Raw genomic sequence first — 14,905 nt, 5'->3', positions numbered from 1 at the left:
CCCGGACGTCCGGCACGGCTCAGCCCGCGTGGACGCGGATCTTCGACTGCCCGTGGCCGCGCAGCTCCCAGTCGTCCATGAAGCGGGCGCGCAGCTCGTGCCGGGCGGCCAGGTCCACCAGCGTCTCGGTGCGGTAGTAGAAGTCCTCGCGCAGCACGTGGTGTTCCTTCCCCTCGGTGCGGTCGAACGTGAAGTCGAACCACCCGCCGGGGGCCAGGATCCGCGCCACGTGGGCCAGGCACTCGTCGATGACCTCCAGGGGCGAGTGGGAGAAGACGCTGTGCGCGTGGACCACGTCGAAGTGGCGGTCCGGCAGGAAGTCGAAGGTCAGGTCGTGGGTGAGCGTGAGGTACGGCAGCTTGCGCTGCAGGCCCTGCGCGGTCACGGTGCGCTTGGCGGCGATCAGGATGTCGGGGGAGATGTCGATGCCGTAGTAGTGGCCGGCGTCCAGGTGCTCGATCAGGCGCCAGCCCGCCCGCAGGTTGCCGCACCCGATGTCCAGCAGCCGGTGCCGGGGCGACAGGCCGTGCTCACGCAGGTAGTCGAACTGCATCGCGCCCAGCGCCAGCCAGCGGTCGTGGCTGGCGCTGCCGACGGCGGCCTCGGGGTCCCGCGCGGTGTCGCTGGCCATGACGGCCCGGTAGTACGCCACGTGGTCGCGGTGCCGGTGCGCGAGCCAGCGGTCCCGCGCGGCCCGGCGCGCGTATCCGGCGACCCGCGTGGGGTGCCGGAGGGCGTAGCCGACCTTGTGGGTGAGGCTCGTGCGGTCGGCCCGGAGGTTCTTCCTGGTGGCCATGGCGGGTACTCCCTCGGAGGTCACGGGGGACGCGTTCTCCGTCCCTCTCGGGAGGCTGCCACGCAGCGCCCCCGCCGTTCCCCCTCCGAACGGGTGGTACCGGTGTGCGGGGCGCCCCCGGCCGGGGCACCCCGCACGCGACGGCCCGGCGTCAGCCGGTGAGGCGGTTGATCTGGCGGAGCTTGTTGGTGGCGTCGAGGGCGGCCACCTTGTACGACTCGGCGAGGGTCGGGTAGTTGAACACGGCGTCGACCAGGTAGTCGACCGTGCCGCCGCAGCCCATCACCGCCTGGCCGATGTGCAGCAGCTCCGTGGCGCCGGTGCCGAAGCAGTGGACGCCGAGCAGCGTGCGGTCCTCCGTGGACACCAGCAGCTTCAGCATGCCGTGCGAGTCGCCGATGATCTGGCCGCGGGCCAGCTCGCGGTAGCGCGAGATGCCCACCTCGAAGGGCACGTTGTCGTCGGTGAGCTGGTCCTCCGTACGGCCGACGAAGCTGATCTCCGGGATCGTGTAGATGCCGATGGGCTGCAGGCCGTGCATCGCGTTCACCGGTTCGCCGCAGGCGTGGTACGCGGCGAGCCTGCCCTGCTCCATGGAGGTGGCCGCGAGCGCCGGGAAGCCGATGACGTCGCCGACGGCGTAGATGTGCGGCACGGAGGTGCGGTAGTGCTCGTCCACCGATATCCGGCCCCGCTTGTCGGCGGTGAGGCCCGCCTTGCCGAGGTCGAGGGCGTCCGTGAGGCCCTGCCGCCCGGCCGAGTACATCACGGCGTCCGCGGGGATCTTCTTCCCGCTCTGCAGGACGGTCAGCGCGCCCGTCGCGTGCCGCTCCACGGCCGCCACCGTCTCGCCGAAGCGGAAGGTGACGGCGAGGTCCCGCAGGTGGTACTTGAGCGCCTCGACCACCTCGACGTCGCAGAAGTCCAGCATCCCGTCGCGCTGTTCGACCACCGTCACCTTGCTGCCCAGCGCGGCGAACATCGAGGCGTACTCGATGCCGATGACGCCGGCGCCGACGATGACCATGGAGCGCGGGACCCGGTCCAGGTTGAGCACGCTGTCGGAGTCCATCACCGTGCGGTCGTCGAACTCCACGGTCGACGGACGGGCCGGGCGCGTCCCGGTGGCGATGACGATGTTCCCGGCGGTGACCAGCACCTCGCGGCCGGAAGGGTCCTCCACGGCGACCGTGTGGTCGTCCATGAAGCGGCCGGTCCCGGTGAGCATGGTGACGCGGTTGCGGGAGAGCTGACTGCGGATCACGTCCACCTCGCGGCTTACCACGTGCTGGGTGCGCGCGGTGAGGTCCGCGATGGTGATGTCCTCCTTGAGGCGGTAACTCTGGCCGTACAGGTCCCGCTGGGTGAGCCCGGTCAGGTAGAGCACGGCCTCGCGAAGCGTCTTCGACGGGATGGTGCCGGAGTGGATGGAGACCCCGCCGACCATGTCGGGGCGGTCGACGACGGCGACCCGGCGGCCCAGCTTGGCCGCGGCGATGGCGGCCTTCTGGCCACCCGGGCCGGATCCGATGACGAGCAGGTCGAATTCGGTCACCGGACGAGTCTGTCAGGCCACGGCGTCCCCGGGAAAGGGCTGTCGGCGATGCGGCCGGTGGCGTCCCCGGGTCCCCGGGCACGGGTGCGGGACCCGTGCCCGGGGGCCCGCCGGGGGACGGGGCACGGGGGGCTCAGCGGGCCTGGGCGGGCGTGACGACCTCGGTGATGCCGCGGGCGGCCAGGTGCGCCGCGTCCGCGGCCCGGTCGGCGAGCACCAGGGCGGGCCGTACGCCCCGGGCGGTCAGCGCGGCCCACGCCTCGAACACCTCGCCGCCGGGGGCGCATCCGGCCCGGCGGGGCGCCGTCAGGGCGTCGCCCGCGTCGACGACGAGCGCGGTCGTCCGCGGCCGCGGCGCGTACCCGCGGTCGCGCAGCTCCGCCACGGCGCGGGCCACCGCGGTGCCCGCCGGCTTGACCTCGCGGTCGTTGGTGAGGAGCCCGAGGGTGTACTCGAGTTCGGGGAAGTCGGCGAGGGACCGGGCGACGTCGTGCGAGCACCACCAGGTCACCCCCCACACGTCCTCGCAGTCCAGGGCGCCCGCGACGGTGGCGGTGGCGAACGCCGCCGCGTGCTCGGGCGGCACCACCGGCGCGGGGGCGCCGACCTCCTGGAGCCAGACCGGGCGGTGCGGATCGGTGGCCCAGGCCTTCGACAGCTCGATCAGGTACGCGGCGTGGTGCTCGGTGGCCACGCCCGCGTGGCCGTGGCGCTGGGCCGTTCCGTTGAAGACCCAGGAGTGCACCGCGGTCGCGAAGCCGAGGCGGGCGGCCTGCGCGGGGGTGAAGGCGTGGTCGTCCTGGTACCAGGCGGCGTCGTACTCGGCGTGCAGGTGGAGCTTGCCGGGGGCGCCGCGCTCGCACGCGTCGAGCATCAGGCGCAGCCAGGCCTCCGCCTCGGCCGGGCCGATGGGGTCCGGGTCCGGGTGCGGCGGGCCGGAGAACTGGTTGATCTCGTTGCCCACGGTCATGCCGAGGAAGTTGGGCCGGTCCGCGAGTGCCGCGGCGAGCGTGCGCAGGTACTCGGCCTCGGCGGCGACGACGTCCGGGTCGGTGAAGATGTTCCGGCGGTGCCAGGTGGCCGTCCAGGAGGGCAGGAAGTCGAAGCTCGACAGGTGGCCCTGCAGCCCGTCCACGTTGACGTCCAGGCCGTGCTCGGCCGCGGCGTCGACCAGCGCGACCAGTTGCTCCACGGCGCGCGGCCGGATCAGGGTGCGGTTGGGCTGGAACAGCGGCCACAGCGGGAAGACCCGGATGTGGTCCAGGCCGAGGCGGGTGATGGAGTCCAGATCGGCGCGGACGGCGTCGAGGTCGAAGTCGAGCCAGTGGTGGAACCAGCCTTGGCTGGGCGTGTAGTTGACGCCGAAGCGCGGTGTCATGGCGGTTCCCGTGATCGTACGAGCTGGGGTGGGCGCGCGGCGGCGGAACCGGTGGTCGCAGGGCGGTCGGGGGATGTCCGTCCCGTGATCGGCGCGGCTGGGGGAGTCGCCGCCGGCGCCCACGACAAGGTGACACCGCGCCCCCGGGAAAGTCAACTCGGCCCTCTCGCTTACGTCTTGGGGCCGTGAATCCGCAGATCAACGGAGTGCGAAGGGAATTCGGGCGTCAGCGCTAATGCGCTTTAGGGCCATGTCGCTCAAGCGCTTTAGTGCCCAACCCTCCCGGGCTGGGGGATACTGGTCCCCGCGTCGCGCCGCCCGGGGCCCGGCGCGTACGACGTCAGGCGGACGATCCGAGGGGGCCACGATCGCGGCGCACGAGCCACCGGTGGAGCCGCCGCCCGCTGCCCGGACCGGCCGGCGCGTCCCCGCCCGGCGCCCCACGATGAAGGACATCGCCCGGCGGGCGGGCGTCTCCGAGAGCGCCGTGTCCTTCGCGCTCAACGACCGTCCCGGGGTCTCCGAGACCACCCGCAGGCGTGTGCGCCGGGTCGCCGACCAGCTCGGCTGGCGGGCCAGCACGGCCGCGCGGGCCCTGTCGGGGGAGGGCGCCGCCACCGTGGGCCTGGTGCTCGCCCGCCCGGCGAGCTCGCTGGGCATCGAGTCGTTCTTCCTCCAGCTCGTCTCGGGCATCCAGGAGGTGCTGTCGGAACGCCATCTCGGCCTGCTCTTCCGGGTGGTGGCGGACGCCGAGGAGGAGTGCGCGGTCTACCGCAGGTGGTGGGCCGAGCAGCGGGTCGACGGGGTCATCGTCGTGGACCCGCGGATCGGCGATCCCCGGCCGGCCCTCCTGGACGCCCTGGGCCTGCCCGCCGTGGTGGTCGGCGGCCGCGACGTCGACCGTGAACCGCACGAGCCGGTCCCGTACCCGGTGATCTCCACCGTCCGGGTGGACGACGCGGCCGCCATGGGCGCGATCGTCGACCACCTGGCGGGGCTGGGCCACCACCGTGTCGTGCACGTCGCGGGCCTGGCCGGCCTGGCGCACACCACGCGCCGCATCGGCTCGCTGCGGGCCGGGGCCGCGCGCCGGGGGATGTCCGGTGTCCGCTCGGTCACCACCGACTACTCCGAGGGCCAGGGCGCCGAGGCCACCCGCCTCGCGCTGGCCGGACCCGAGCCGCCCACGGCGATCATCTACGACAACGACGTGATGGCGGTCGCGGGCGCCGGTGTGGCGCTCGGCATGGGCCTGTCCGTACCGCGCGACCTGTCGGTGGTCGCCTGGGAGGACTCGGCGCTCTGCCGGGCCACGCATCCGCGCCTGACCGCCCTGGACCGCGACGCGACGGCCTTCGGGCGTCGTGCGGCGCAGGAACTGGTCTGCCTGCTCGGCGGCCGCCCGGCCCGCGACGTGGCCCAGCCGACGCCGGCACTCGTCGTCCGCAACAGCACGGCGCCGCCGCGCGGCTGAGCGGGCACTTGCCCTGGAGCGCACTCCAGCTCCCAGCATGGGGGCATGACAGCTCAGACCAGGATCGGAACCGGATTCGGTGCCCGCACGACCGCGCGGGAGGTGCTGCGCGGGATCGACCTCACCGGGAAGCTCGCCGTCGTCACCGGTGGTCACGCGGGCCTCGGACGGGAGACCACACGTGCCCTCGCCGGCGCGGGCGCCCACGTCGTGGTGGCCGCCCGGCGTCCCGAAGCGGCCAGGAAGGCCCTCGCGGGGATGGGCGGGACGGAGGCCGACGCGCTCGACCTCGCCGACCTCGACAGCGTCCGCGACTTCTCCGAGCGCTTCCTCGCCTCCGGCCGCGGCATCGACCTGTTGATCGGCAACGCCGGGATCATGGCCTGTCCGGAGACGCGGGTGGGCCCGGGCTGGGAGGCGCAGTTCGCCACCAACCACCTCGGGCACCACGCCCTGGTCAACCGGCTGTGGCCGGCGCTCGCCAGGCGCGGTGGGCGCGTGGTCTCGGTGTCCTCGCAGGGCCATCAGCTTTCGGGCATCCGCTGGGACGACGTCATGTTCGAGCGCGGCTACGACAAGTGGGCGGCGTACGGGCAGGCGAAGACGGCGAACGCGCTGTTCGCCGTCGAGCTGGACCGGCGGGGCCGGGAGTGGGGTGTACGGGCGTTCTCGGTGCACCCGGGCGTGATCCTCACGGACCTGGCCCGTCACGTCCCGCTGGAGGAGAGGGTCGCCGCGGGCTGGATCGACGCGGAGGGCAACCCCGCCGATCCGGCGCTCAAGACACCGCAGCAGGGCGCGGCGACCCAGGTCTGGGCCGCCACGTCACCGATGCTCGACGGCAGGGGCGGTCTCTACTGCGAGGACTGCGACGTGGCGGAACGCCTCACCGAGGACGCGGACCGGCTCACCGGCGGGGTGCGCGACCACGCCACCGACCCCGAGCAGGCCGCGCGCCTGTGGCGGCTGTCCGCGGAGCTGACCGGCGTCGACGCGTTCGCCGCGGGCGCCTGAACGCCCGCGCCCCCCACCCCGGGCGCCGCGCGGCCGGTCTCAGGCCGTCGCGCCCGCGGTGGGGCGGGGCCGGGCGCTGGGGCCGGGGCGGCGGTCGACCTCTTCCGGGGCGTCGATCACATGGCCCTCCTCGCAGACCAGCCTGGCCCGGATGGGCGCGCCGCAGCCGTGGTGGGTGGTCAGGAGGGAGGGCCCCTCGGGGTCGGCGAGGTACTTGTCGCCCCACTGCCGCAGGGCGGTGATCAGCGGGTACAGGTCGCGGCCCTTCTCGGTGAGCACGTACTCGGAGCGGCTCCGGGCGCCGGGCTCCCGGTACGCGCGCTGCCCGAGCAGCCCTTGGGCGACCAGGCCGTTCAGCCGGTCGGTCAGCACCGAGCGGGACACGCCCAGGTGCTCCTGGATGTCGCTGAAACGCCTGACCCCGCGGGTGACCTCGCGAAGGACCAGCAGCACCCAGGAGTCGCCCACGAGGCCGATGGCGCGGCCGACGGAGCAGTTGGAGACGTCCTGGTCGAGGTATTCCATGGTCCGGATCCTACCTGAGTTCGCGGAAAGAACTCAGGGCTGGTAGCGTTCGACCCGCAGCTAGGTTCGAAATGCGGACTCAGCTCAGGAGGGAACCGTTCATGACGAGCACGAGCGCCGCCGCGGCAAAGGCCGTGACCGTGGGTGCGACCACAGCAGGGACCACAGCAGGGACGACCGCGAGGACACCGCACGCGGGGGAGTCGAGGAAGCGCTGGATCGGCTTCGTCGTCGCGAGCCTCGGCCAGATGGCGATGTTCGTGAACATCACCCAGACCGTCGCGGTCCTCGCCCCGCTCCAACAGGACCTGCGGGTGTCGGGTGCGGCGTTCGTGTGGATCGCGGGCATCTACTCGATGATGGTCGCCAGCTTCGTGCTCGCCGCCGGCACCGTCGGAGACCGCTTCGGCCGTCGCCGCGTGTTCGCCCTCGGCATGCTGCTGCTCGGCGCGGGCAGCCTGGTCACCTCGCTGGCCTCCGGCGCCGCGGGCGTCATCGCGGGCCAGGCCCTCATGGGCCTCGGCGGCGCCGCGATCCTGCCGAACAGCCTGTCCCTGGTGACGCACATGTTCGCCGAGCCGCACGCCCGCACCCGGGCCGTCGGCATCTGGGTCGCCGTGTCCGGCATCGGCCTCGCCTTCGGCCCCGTGGCCGCCGGGCTGATCCTGGAGCACTGGTCCTGGCACGCGGTGTTCCTGGTCAACGTGGTCCTCGCCGTCCTGGTGCTGGTCCTCACGCCCCGTTTCGTCACCGAGAGCCGGCAGGCCGGACGCCACCTCGACCCGCCGGGCCTGGTGCTCGCGGTCGTGTCCATCGGCGCGCTGAACTACGGCCTGATCGAGGGCGGCCACACCGGCTTCGGCACGGCCAAGGCGATCACTGCCTTCGCCGTGGCGGCCGCGGCGCTCGTCGCCTTCGTCGTGCACGAAGCGCGCACCCGTACGCCCATGCTGAAGCTCGGGCTCTTCCGCGGCCGCTCCTTCGCCACGGCCAACGTCGTCGCGATGATCGCCCAGTACGCCTTCGTGGCCACCGCCTTCGCCCAGGTGCTGTACTTCGAGCGGATCCGGCACGAGTCCATCCTCGACGCGGGACTCCTGCTGCTGCCGATCATGGGTTCCTACGTGCTGGTCAGCTACGTCGCCGCGGGGATCGCACGCCGGATCGGTTTCAAGGCCACCCTCGGCGCGGGCGCGGCGCTCGCCGCGGCCGGCGCGCTGCTGATGACCGCCCAGACCCCCACCGCGTCCATACCCGTGCTCGCGGTGCTGATGGCGATGTTCGGGGCCGGCGCGGGCCTGGTCCTGCCGCCGAGCACGGCCGTGGCCGTCATCAGCGTGCCGCACACCGACGGCGGCATGGCCAGCGGCACCGTCAACCTCTTCCGCCAGGTCGGCGGCACGCTCGGGGCGACCGTCACGGGCACCGTGCTGACCAGCGGCCTCGCCTCCCGGCTGCCCGGCGAGCTCGCCGACCGGGGCGTCCCGTCCGGCCTCGCCGACCAGGTGACCCAGGCCGTCGGCACCGGAGACCAGGGCTCCACGTTGCCGGCGGCGATCCGCGACACCGTCACCGCGGCCGTCGGCGACGCCTTCACCGGAGCCCTGCACCTGGCCGTGCTCATCCCGGGCGTCGGCCTGGCGGTCGCCGCCGTCGCGGCCCTCGTGCTCATCGCCAACCGTCCCGCCCCGCAGGCCCACTGAACCCGGGCACGTCCAGGACGAACAGGAGAGTCACGATGACGGAGACGACCGGCCCCGACCCCGCCCTCGACCCGGAGGCCGCCGGCGCCTTCCTGCGCGCCGTCGGGCTGCGCTTCGACGCGATCAGCGCGCAGGAGGTCACCGCCCACCTGGAGGTCACCGAGGACCACCACACCCCGTGGGGGATCACCCACGGCGGCCTCCACACCACCGTCATCGAGAGCGTGGCGAGCGTCGGCGCCTCCCACGCGGTGCGCTCCGAGGGCCGGTTCGCCGTCGGCGTGAGCAACCAGACCGACTTCCTGCTCCCGTACGTCAAGGGCCGCCTCGACGTCCGCGGCACACCCCTGCAGCAGGGCCGGAGCCTGCAGCTGTGGCTGGTGGTGATCACGGACGCCGAGGGCCGGACCATCGCCCGTGGGCAGGTGCGGCTGTTCAACCGGTCGCTGCCCGGTCGATGACCCCGGTCAGCGGCCACGGGCAGCGACCACGGACGTCAGACCGCCGGGCGGAGCTCCTGCGTGCAGCACTTGATGCCCCCGCCGGCCTTGTGGAACTCCGTGAGGTCGACCGGGACGGGCACGTAGCCCCGCCCGGCGAGCTGCTCGACCAGCCCCGTCGCCGCGGGTGCCACGAACACGTGCCGCCCGTCCGACACCGAGTTGAGGCCGAACGCCAGCGCGTCGTCCGCGGTGGCGACGACCGCGTCCGGGAACATCCGGCGCAGCACCTCACGGCTGCCGGGGGAGAAGGCCTCCGGGTGGTACGCGATGTTCGCCTCGCCGCCGCCCGCCCCGTCGTCCAGGACGAACAGCGCGGTGTCCAGGTGGTAGAAGCGCGGGTCCGTCAATTGCAGGCCGATCGTCGGCACGCCGAAGAACTCCTGCACCTCGTGGTGCGCCGCCCGGACCGTACGGAAGCCCGTACCCGCCAGGACGAACCCGCCGACCGGCACCAGGTCGCCCTCGCCCTCGCAGACCGACTCCGGGCGGTGCACCTCGAAACCCGCCGCCTTGAACCAGGCCGCGTACTCGTCGGCCTCCGGGCGCCGCTCGGGCGCGTGGAAGGACGAGCCGAACACCCGTCCCTCCACCACCAACGCCGCGTTGGCGGCGAACACCATGTCGGGCAGCCCCGCGACCGGCCCGACGGACTCCACTGTGTGGCCGTGCTCCCGGTAGGCCCGCACCAGCGCGGCCCACTGCTCCCGGGCGAGCGCGGTGTCGACCCGCACGCCCTCCCGCATCCAGGGGTTGATCGCGTAGCGCACGTCGAAGTGGTCGGGCGGGCAGACCAGATAGCGCCGGGGGCGGGCCACACGGTTCTCGGGCACGGCGAACTCCTCCGCTTCCTGCGGGACGGCCAGGGGATGGCTCAACGGTAGGAAGCGCAGCCCGCGGGCGACAAGATCGGGACGCTGCGCACAGGCGCAGCGATGCTGCGTCGAAGGGCCCGTCAGCGCAGGTCCGTTGCGCTTTCCGCGGCGGACCGCCCCGCCCCCGCCTCCGGGCTCTCCGGCAGCAGGTGCGACAGCACCATGTAGCTGATCGTCTTCCGGATGAAAGGCTCGGTCCTGATCCGCTCCAGGACCTCCTCGAAGTGCTCGACGTCGGTGGCCCGGACGTGCAGCAGGGCGTCCGCGCCGCCCGTCACCGTCATGGCCGCCGTGATCTCCGGGTGGTTCCTGACCACCTCGGCCAGCCGCCGGGGCGGCGCCGCGCCCTCGCAGTACACCTCCACGTACGCCTCCGTGCGCCAGCCCAGCGCGGCGGGCCGGACGGTGGCGGTGAAACCCGTGATGATCCCGGACTCGCGCAGCCGGTCCACCCGCCGCTTGACGGCCGTCGCCGACAGGCCGATGTCCGCGCCGATCTCCGCGAAGCTCGTCCTGGCGTTCACGATCAGGGCCGCGACGATCTTGCGGTCGAGTTCGTCGAACGGCACGGGTCTGTGGACCATGCCCGGTGCTCCTTCCCTCAGCCGTCCTGCTGGGCCGCGACCAGGGCGTCGCCGGTCTCCGTCCGGTAGTAGAGCACGGAACGCCCCGCGCGCCGCCGCCGCACCAGACGGGCGTCGAGCAGCACCCTCAGATGACGCCCCACCGAGCCCAGCCCCTGGCCGGTCAGGGCCACCAGCTGCGTCGTGCTCATCGGCGTCGCGAGCAGCACCAGGACCGCGGCCCGCGCCGGACCGAGCAGCGCGCCCAGCGCCTCGGGGACCCGCTGCCGCCCCGCCTCGGCCAGCGCCCCCGAGCACGGGTACACCACCGCGTACCGTACGTGCTCGTCCCAGGACACCCAGCCGGTGCGCGGGGTGACGGGCACGAACATCAGCCGGGCGCCCGACAGGTCGCGCGGCGGGTACTCCCGCGTGTTGATCTGCAACCGGCCCTCACCGAGCCAGCGCATCCCCCGGCGCATGTCGTCCAGCGCCTCGGCCCAGCCGCCCCGGCCCAACTGGGCGGTACGCGCCACGATGTCGGCCTCGATGACCCGCCGGCGGCGCGGCCAGTCCGGCAGCACCGTGTGCGTCCACACCCAGGCGACGACGTCCGCCGCACGCTCCGGCAGGTCAGCGCGGCGCAGCCGCTCGGGGACCGGTCCGCCCAGCGACACCGCCAGGTGCTCGCGGGCGGCCTCCGGCGAGGTCTCCCGGATCCGCGTCAGCTCCTCCTCGAATCCCGGACTGCCCTCGCCGCTGGGCGTGGGCGTCAGGAAGTCCGCGTTCCAGGTGCGCCCCAGGGCGGCGCGCACCAGCAGCCCGGTCACCGGGTCGGCGGCCAGCCGCTCCCGGTACGCCGCCAGGTGCGCGTCGAGCCAGGCGCGCTCCCCGGGATGCGCGGCCGTGCCCCGCTCGAGCAGCTTCAGGGCCGCGATGGTCTCGGCCAGCGGGGAGACGACGAAACGGCTCGCCACCAGCGTCTCCGCGTCGACCAGCCACCAGCCCATGCCCCGCCCTCCTCACCTGTCGCGACCTTTCGCGTCTGTGCGAAACATTAACCGCCCGGTGCGCCGCCGCCGAGACTCAGGTCCATGCGCACTTACCAAGAACTCCTCCGCACAAGGGAGTTCACCCCGCTGTTCCTGGTCTCCACCGGGCAGGTCGCGGCGCAGACGGTGAGCGGTCTGGCCCTGAGCACCCTGGTCTACGACGCCACGGGCTCGCCGCTGCTGTCCGCAGTCGCCATGTTCGGCCCGTCCCTCGCGCAGGTGGTGGGCGCGACGACGCTGCTGTCGGCGGCCGACCGGCTGCCGCCGCGTGCCGCGCTCACGGCGGTCGCCCTGCTCTTCGCGCTGGGCACCGCCGTTCTGGCCGTCCCCGGTCTGCCGATGTGGGCCGTCTTCGTCATCCTCCCCGTCGAGGGCCTGGTGGCGTCGCTGGGCGGCGGAGTGCGCTACGGACTGCTCCACGAGATCCTGCCCAAGGGCGGCTTCCTGCTGGGTCGTTCCGTGCTGAACATGGCGACCGGCACCATGCAGATCTGCGGCTTCGCCGCCGGCGGCCTGCTGCTGGCCGCACTCTCCCCCCGCGGGGTCCTGCTCGCCGGCGCGGCGCTCTACCTCGCGGCCGCGGCCGCCGCCCTGACCGGACTGCGCCCCAGGCCCCCGCGCGCGGGCGGCCGCCCCTCGGCGGCCGAGACCTGGCGGACCAACGTACTGCTGTGGTCCGCCCGGCCCCGCCGCTACGTGTACCTCGCGCTCTGGGTGCCCAACGGCCTGATCGTCGGCTGCGAGTCGCTCTTCGTGCCCTACGCGCCCGACCACGCCGGGCTGCTCCTGGCCGCCGCGGCCTGCGGCATGCTCGCCGGCGACACGATGGCAGGCCGGTTCGTCCCGCCGTGGTGGCGCGAACGTGCGGGCGCCGCGCTGCGACTGCTGCTCGCGGCCCCCTACCTGCTCTTCGCGCTGCACCCGGCCCTGCCCCTGGCGGCGGCCGTCGTCGCCGTCGCCTCCGTCGGCTACGCGGCGAGCCTGCTGCTGCAGGAGCGTCTGATGGCCCTCACCCCCGACGAACTGAGCGGTCACGCCCTCGGGCTGCACTCCTCGGGCATGCTCGCCTGCCAGGGCCTGGGCGCCGCGCTTGCCGGTGCCGTCGCCCAGCACACCTCCCCGGCCACCGCGATGACGGTCATGGCCGCGGTCTCCGTCGCCGTCACCTTGGCGCTGGCCCCGGGCCTGCGCCCGGGCACCGCGGACACCGTCACCGCCGCGGCGCTCGCCCCCGCGTCCCGTCGTCCAGTCCCGTGACCCGCATCGTGATGTTCAGCCGGCCGGAGGCGAGACCGGTGGCCGGGTCACCCGTGCCCGGATGGACCTTCGGCACGGCGTGGTAGGCGAAGCGGGACGGGCCGCCGAAGACGAACAGGTCGCCGGAGGCCAGCTCCAGGTCCGTGTAGGGGCGGTTGCGGGTCTCGGTGTTGCCGAAGCGGAACACACAGGTGTCGCCGATGGTCAGCGACACGACGGGGGCGGCGCTGCGCTCGTCCTTGTCCTGGTGCATGCCGAGCGTGGCGTCGCCGTCGTAGAAGTTGATCAGCGCGGTGTCCGGGGTGTAGCCGTCGCCTGCCGCGGGGTCCTCGTACGCCTCGACCAGGGCGCGGCGGCCCAGGTCCACCATCCAGTCGGGGAAGGGGGCCACCCGGGCGCCGTTCACGTCGTCCGCGGTACGGGTGTAGCGGTAGGGCTGCCAGTGCCAGCCGACGCACACCGTGCGCACCGACATCACCCCGCCGCGGGGGAGGCGGGTGTGCCGGATCGGGACCGGGCCCATGGCCCAGGCACGGCAGGCGACGACCAGCTCCCGCTGCTGGTCCAGGGTGAGCCAGCCCGGCACGTGCACCGCGCCCGGCGCCACCTGCAGCCGGGGGCGCGGGATGAGCGCGCTCACCGGGCGCCGTCCGTCCCCGGGGCGGCCGCGGTCACCCAGCCCCGGTCCACGCGCCAGGTCCCGCCGTCGGCGGCCGCGCCGCGCAGGCCCTGGAGCGTCTCCGCGCCCGCGGCGGCCACCACGCGTGCGTCGCCGAGGGAGGCGAAGCCGTACGTACGGGCCGGGTCCCACGGTGTGCTGTGCCGCAGACGGCGAGCCAACTGCGCCCACCCGGCGGGCGCCGCGGCCACCACCCAGGCGTCCGGCGCCGGCGCGGTCAGCCGCCCGGCGGCCCGCAGCCAGGACGCGGCCCGTTCGGGCCAGTCCACGACGGCCACCACGGTGCCGCCCGACGCGCGCCACGCCGCGGCGAAGGCCCCTGCGGCGGCACGGGAGGGGGCGTCCCGGCTGTGACCGACGGCGACGGCGCGCGGGCGGGGGCGGGCGTCACCGAGCAGTCCGAGCAGGGCGGTGAGCTCGGTCCCGGTGTGCGGCCGCGGCGCCGGCACGCCGTCGAGCACGGCGAGCCCCTCGGGCGTCACCAGCGGCGAAGCCGGTACCGCGGCGGGTGCGTCGGGGTAGGTCATGGCGTTCCGCTCCGTCGGTGTCGCCTTCCATTGTCGGTACGGTCCGGGCAGGCAGCGGGCGCAGGGCCGGTAGCCCGCGGCGACCGCCGTCGCCTCGTCCGCGAAGAACACCCGCTCCCGCACGTATCCGCCGCGGGCGATTGCCTGCTGGGCTGCCGGGCAGTCGAGGCGGCCGTACAGCCGGCCGCGCCGGTGCCCGCCCAGCGTCCCCGGGACCGCGCTGCGGTACGGCAGCCCGTCCGGGCCGGTCAGCACGTACGTGGTCACGCCGCGTCGTGGAAGACCAGGCCCAGCGTGTGGCGGCGGCCGGCGCGCACGGTGCTCACCCCGTGCCGCATCGGGCCGGCGGACCAGCCGCGGGCCGAGCGTACGGGCCGGTCGCGGGTGGTGAAGACCAGCGCGTGGCCCTGGGCCAGGGTGGTGGACGAGCCCCGGGTCTGCGCCCGCGGCCGCTGCTCCGTCATCAGGAACTCGCCGCCGGTGTAGTCCTCGCCGGGGGCGTCGAGCCCGATCACGACCTGGAGCGGGAAGACGAGGTCCCCGTACAGGTCGCGGTGGAGCGCGTTCCAGTCGCCCGCGCCGTAGCGCAGCAGGATCGGGGTCGGCCGCGTCTGGCCGGCGTCGTGGCACATGGCCAGCCACGCGTCGAGGGTGTCCGGCCAGGGCGCGGGCTGCCGGAGCCGGGCCGTCCAGTCGCGGGCGATCGGCAGCAGCCGCGGGTAGAAGGCCGCCCTCAAGGCCCGCACCGGCTCGGGGACGGGGTACGCGAAGTAGCGGTACTGACCCGAGCCGAAGCGGTGCCGTGCCATGTCGACGGTCGAGCGGAACCGCCCGGTCTCGTCGTAGAGCGCGACGACGGCCCGGCACTCTGCGGGGGAGAGCACCGGACGGGCCGTCAGGGCGCTCCCGTGGGCGTCGAGTCCGGCGGCGAGCGCGGGCCAGTCCATGGCGTCGACCCGCTCGGTCAGGGGTGCCGTGGGCGGTGCGGCGGTGGTGGTCATGGCCGT

Annotated in this window: 15 protein-coding genes; 5 read left to right on the top strand and 10 right to left on the bottom strand. The window is 74.1% G+C overall.

Annotated elements, in window-relative coordinates; all coding sequences use genetic code 11:
* Positions 1 to 19: 19 nt before the first annotated feature.
* From AC1VWI_RS04020 to AC1VWI_RS04010, 3 genes are all read right to left on the bottom strand, one after another.
* Entirely contained in the window at positions 20 to 796 is a 777-nt protein-coding gene (locus AC1VWI_RS04020) for a class I SAM-dependent methyltransferase (RefSeq protein ID WP_499509512.1), read from the bottom strand.
* Between the two features lie 151 nt (positions 797 to 947).
* Positions 948 to 2,351 carry a Si-specific NAD(P)(+) transhydrogenase gene (gene sthA / locus AC1VWI_RS04015; protein WP_499509511.1) on the bottom strand — a complete coding sequence of 468 codons (1,404 nt, stop codon included), beginning with the start codon at positions 2,349 to 2,351 and terminating at the stop codon, positions 948 to 950.
* A gap of 133 nt (positions 2,352 to 2,484) precedes the next feature.
* Positions 2,485 to 3,729: a glycoside hydrolase 5 family protein gene (locus AC1VWI_RS04010; protein WP_499509510.1), complete on the bottom strand. Its 1,245-nt coding sequence runs from the start codon at positions 3,727 to 3,729 to the stop codon at positions 2,485 to 2,487.
* Positions 3,730 to 4,174: 445 nt separating this feature from the next.
* Here AC1VWI_RS04010 and AC1VWI_RS04005 point away from each other — a divergent pair, with 445 nt between their 5' ends.
* Entirely contained in the window at positions 4,175 to 5,203 is a 1,029-nt protein-coding gene (locus AC1VWI_RS04005; RefSeq protein ID WP_499516713.1) for a LacI family DNA-binding transcriptional regulator, read from the top strand.
* Positions 5,204 to 5,248: 45 nt separating this feature from the next.
* Complete coding sequence (locus tag AC1VWI_RS04000; protein ID WP_499509509.1) at positions 5,249 to 6,217, top strand: SDR family NAD(P)-dependent oxidoreductase; 969 nt, start codon at positions 5,249 to 5,251, stop codon at positions 6,215 to 6,217.
* 39 nt (positions 6,218 to 6,256) lie between these two features.
* On the opposite strand, the gene AC1VWI_RS03995 is transcribed toward AC1VWI_RS04000, so the two are convergent.
* On the bottom strand, positions 6,257 to 6,742 hold the full coding sequence (locus tag AC1VWI_RS03995; protein ID WP_499509508.1) for a winged helix-turn-helix transcriptional regulator: 486 nt from the start codon (positions 6,740 to 6,742) through the stop codon (positions 6,257 to 6,259).
* A 101-nt stretch (positions 6,743 to 6,843) separates the two neighbouring features.
* On the opposite strand from AC1VWI_RS03995, the gene AC1VWI_RS03990 reads away from it, so the two are divergent.
* Positions 6,844 to 8,445: an MFS transporter gene (locus AC1VWI_RS03990; RefSeq protein WP_499509507.1), complete on the top strand. Its 1,602-nt coding sequence runs from the start codon at positions 6,844 to 6,846 to the stop codon at positions 8,443 to 8,445.
* 35 nt (positions 8,446 to 8,480) lie between these two features.
* Positions 8,481 to 8,906: a PaaI family thioesterase gene (locus tag AC1VWI_RS03985; protein WP_499509506.1), complete on the top strand. Its 426-nt coding sequence runs from the start codon at positions 8,481 to 8,483 to the stop codon at positions 8,904 to 8,906.
* A 35-nt stretch (positions 8,907 to 8,941) separates the two neighbouring features.
* Here the strand turns inward: AC1VWI_RS03985 and ddaH are convergent, their stop codons facing one another.
* The 3 genes from ddaH to AC1VWI_RS03970 form a co-directional block, all read right to left on the bottom strand.
* On the bottom strand, positions 8,942 to 9,778 hold the full coding sequence (gene ddaH / locus AC1VWI_RS03980) for a dimethylargininase (RefSeq protein WP_499509505.1): 837 nt from the start codon (positions 9,776 to 9,778) through the stop codon (positions 8,942 to 8,944).
* Between the two features lie 122 nt (positions 9,779 to 9,900).
* A complete protein-coding gene (locus AC1VWI_RS03975) occupies positions 9,901 to 10,404 on the bottom strand; it encodes an Lrp/AsnC family transcriptional regulator (protein ID WP_499509504.1) in 504 nt (167 codons plus the stop codon).
* Positions 10,405 to 10,421: 17 nt separating this feature from the next.
* Positions 10,422 to 11,393 (bottom strand): transcriptional regulator, encoded by a 972-nt coding sequence (locus tag AC1VWI_RS03970; RefSeq protein WP_499509503.1) that lies wholly within the window; start codon positions 11,391 to 11,393, stop codon positions 10,422 to 10,424.
* Positions 11,394 to 11,477: 84 nt separating this feature from the next.
* Here AC1VWI_RS03970 and AC1VWI_RS03965 point away from each other — a divergent pair, with 84 nt between their 5' ends.
* Positions 11,478 to 12,692 (top strand): MFS transporter, encoded by a 1,215-nt coding sequence (locus tag AC1VWI_RS03965; RefSeq protein WP_499509502.1) that lies wholly within the window; start codon positions 11,478 to 11,480, stop codon positions 12,690 to 12,692.
* On the opposite strand, the gene AC1VWI_RS03960 is transcribed toward AC1VWI_RS03965, so the two are convergent.
* From AC1VWI_RS03960 to AC1VWI_RS03950, 3 genes are read right to left on the bottom strand one after another with little or no spacing between them, the layout of a single operon-like run.
* Positions 12,646 to 13,332 (bottom strand): alpha-ketoglutarate-dependent dioxygenase AlkB family protein, encoded by a 687-nt coding sequence (locus AC1VWI_RS03960; RefSeq protein ID WP_499509501.1) that lies wholly within the window; start codon positions 13,330 to 13,332, stop codon positions 12,646 to 12,648. The two genes, AC1VWI_RS03965 and AC1VWI_RS03960, sit on opposite strands and share 47 nt — an antisense overlap.
* Positions 13,329 to 14,165 (bottom strand): Ada metal-binding domain-containing protein, encoded by an 837-nt coding sequence (locus tag AC1VWI_RS03955; protein WP_499509500.1) that lies wholly within the window; start codon positions 14,163 to 14,165, stop codon positions 13,329 to 13,331. The genes AC1VWI_RS03960 and AC1VWI_RS03955 overlap by 4 nt, the downstream gene beginning before the upstream one ends.
* Positions 14,162 to 14,899, bottom strand: coding sequence for a 2OG-Fe(II) oxygenase (locus tag AC1VWI_RS03950; protein ID WP_499509499.1), 738 nt, complete (start codon positions 14,897 to 14,899; stop codon positions 14,162 to 14,164). Before AC1VWI_RS03950 ends, AC1VWI_RS03955 begins: the two co-directional genes overlap by 4 nt.
* Positions 14,900 to 14,905 lie beyond the last annotated feature (6 nt).

The sequence above is a fragment of the Streptomyces sp. TOM-9 genome, from assembly GCF_056858595.1.
This window is presented reverse-complemented; position numbering and strand designations above follow the sequence as displayed.

Excerpts from the sequence above, each read along its gene's own strand:
- AC1VWI_RS04020 (WP_499509512.1), bottom strand. The coding sequence starts at position 796 with ATGGCCACCAGGAAGAACCTCCGGGCCGACCGCACGAGCCTCACCCAC.
- AC1VWI_RS04010 (WP_499509510.1), bottom strand. The coding sequence starts at position 3,729 with ATGACACCGCGCTTCGGCGTCAACTACACGCCCAGCCAAGGCTGGTTC.
- AC1VWI_RS04005 (WP_499516713.1), top strand. The coding sequence starts at position 4,175 with ATGAAGGACATCGCCCGGCGGGCGGGCGTCTCCGAGAGCGCCGTGTCC.
- AC1VWI_RS04000 (WP_499509509.1), top strand. The coding sequence starts at position 5,249 with ATGACAGCTCAGACCAGGATCGGAACCGGATTCGGTGCCCGCACGACC.
- AC1VWI_RS03995 (WP_499509508.1), bottom strand. The coding sequence starts at position 6,742 with ATGGAATACCTCGACCAGGACGTCTCCAACTGCTCCGTCGGCCGCGCC.
- AC1VWI_RS03990 (WP_499509507.1), top strand. The coding sequence starts at position 6,844 with ATGACGAGCACGAGCGCCGCCGCGGCAAAGGCCGTGACCGTGGGTGCG.
- AC1VWI_RS03985 (WP_499509506.1), top strand. The coding sequence starts at position 8,481 with ATGACGGAGACGACCGGCCCCGACCCCGCCCTCGACCCGGAGGCCGCC.
- AC1VWI_RS03975 (WP_499509504.1), bottom strand. The coding sequence starts at position 10,404 with ATGGTCCACAGACCCGTGCCGTTCGACGAACTCGACCGCAAGATCGTC.
- AC1VWI_RS03970 (WP_499509503.1), bottom strand. The coding sequence starts at position 11,393 with ATGGGCTGGTGGCTGGTCGACGCGGAGACGCTGGTGGCGAGCCGTTTC.
- AC1VWI_RS03965 (WP_499509502.1), top strand. The coding sequence starts at position 11,478 with ATGCGCACTTACCAAGAACTCCTCCGCACAAGGGAGTTCACCCCGCTG.
- AC1VWI_RS03950 (WP_499509499.1), bottom strand. The coding sequence starts at position 14,899 with ATGACCACCACCGCCGCACCGCCCACGGCACCCCTGACCGAGCGGGTC.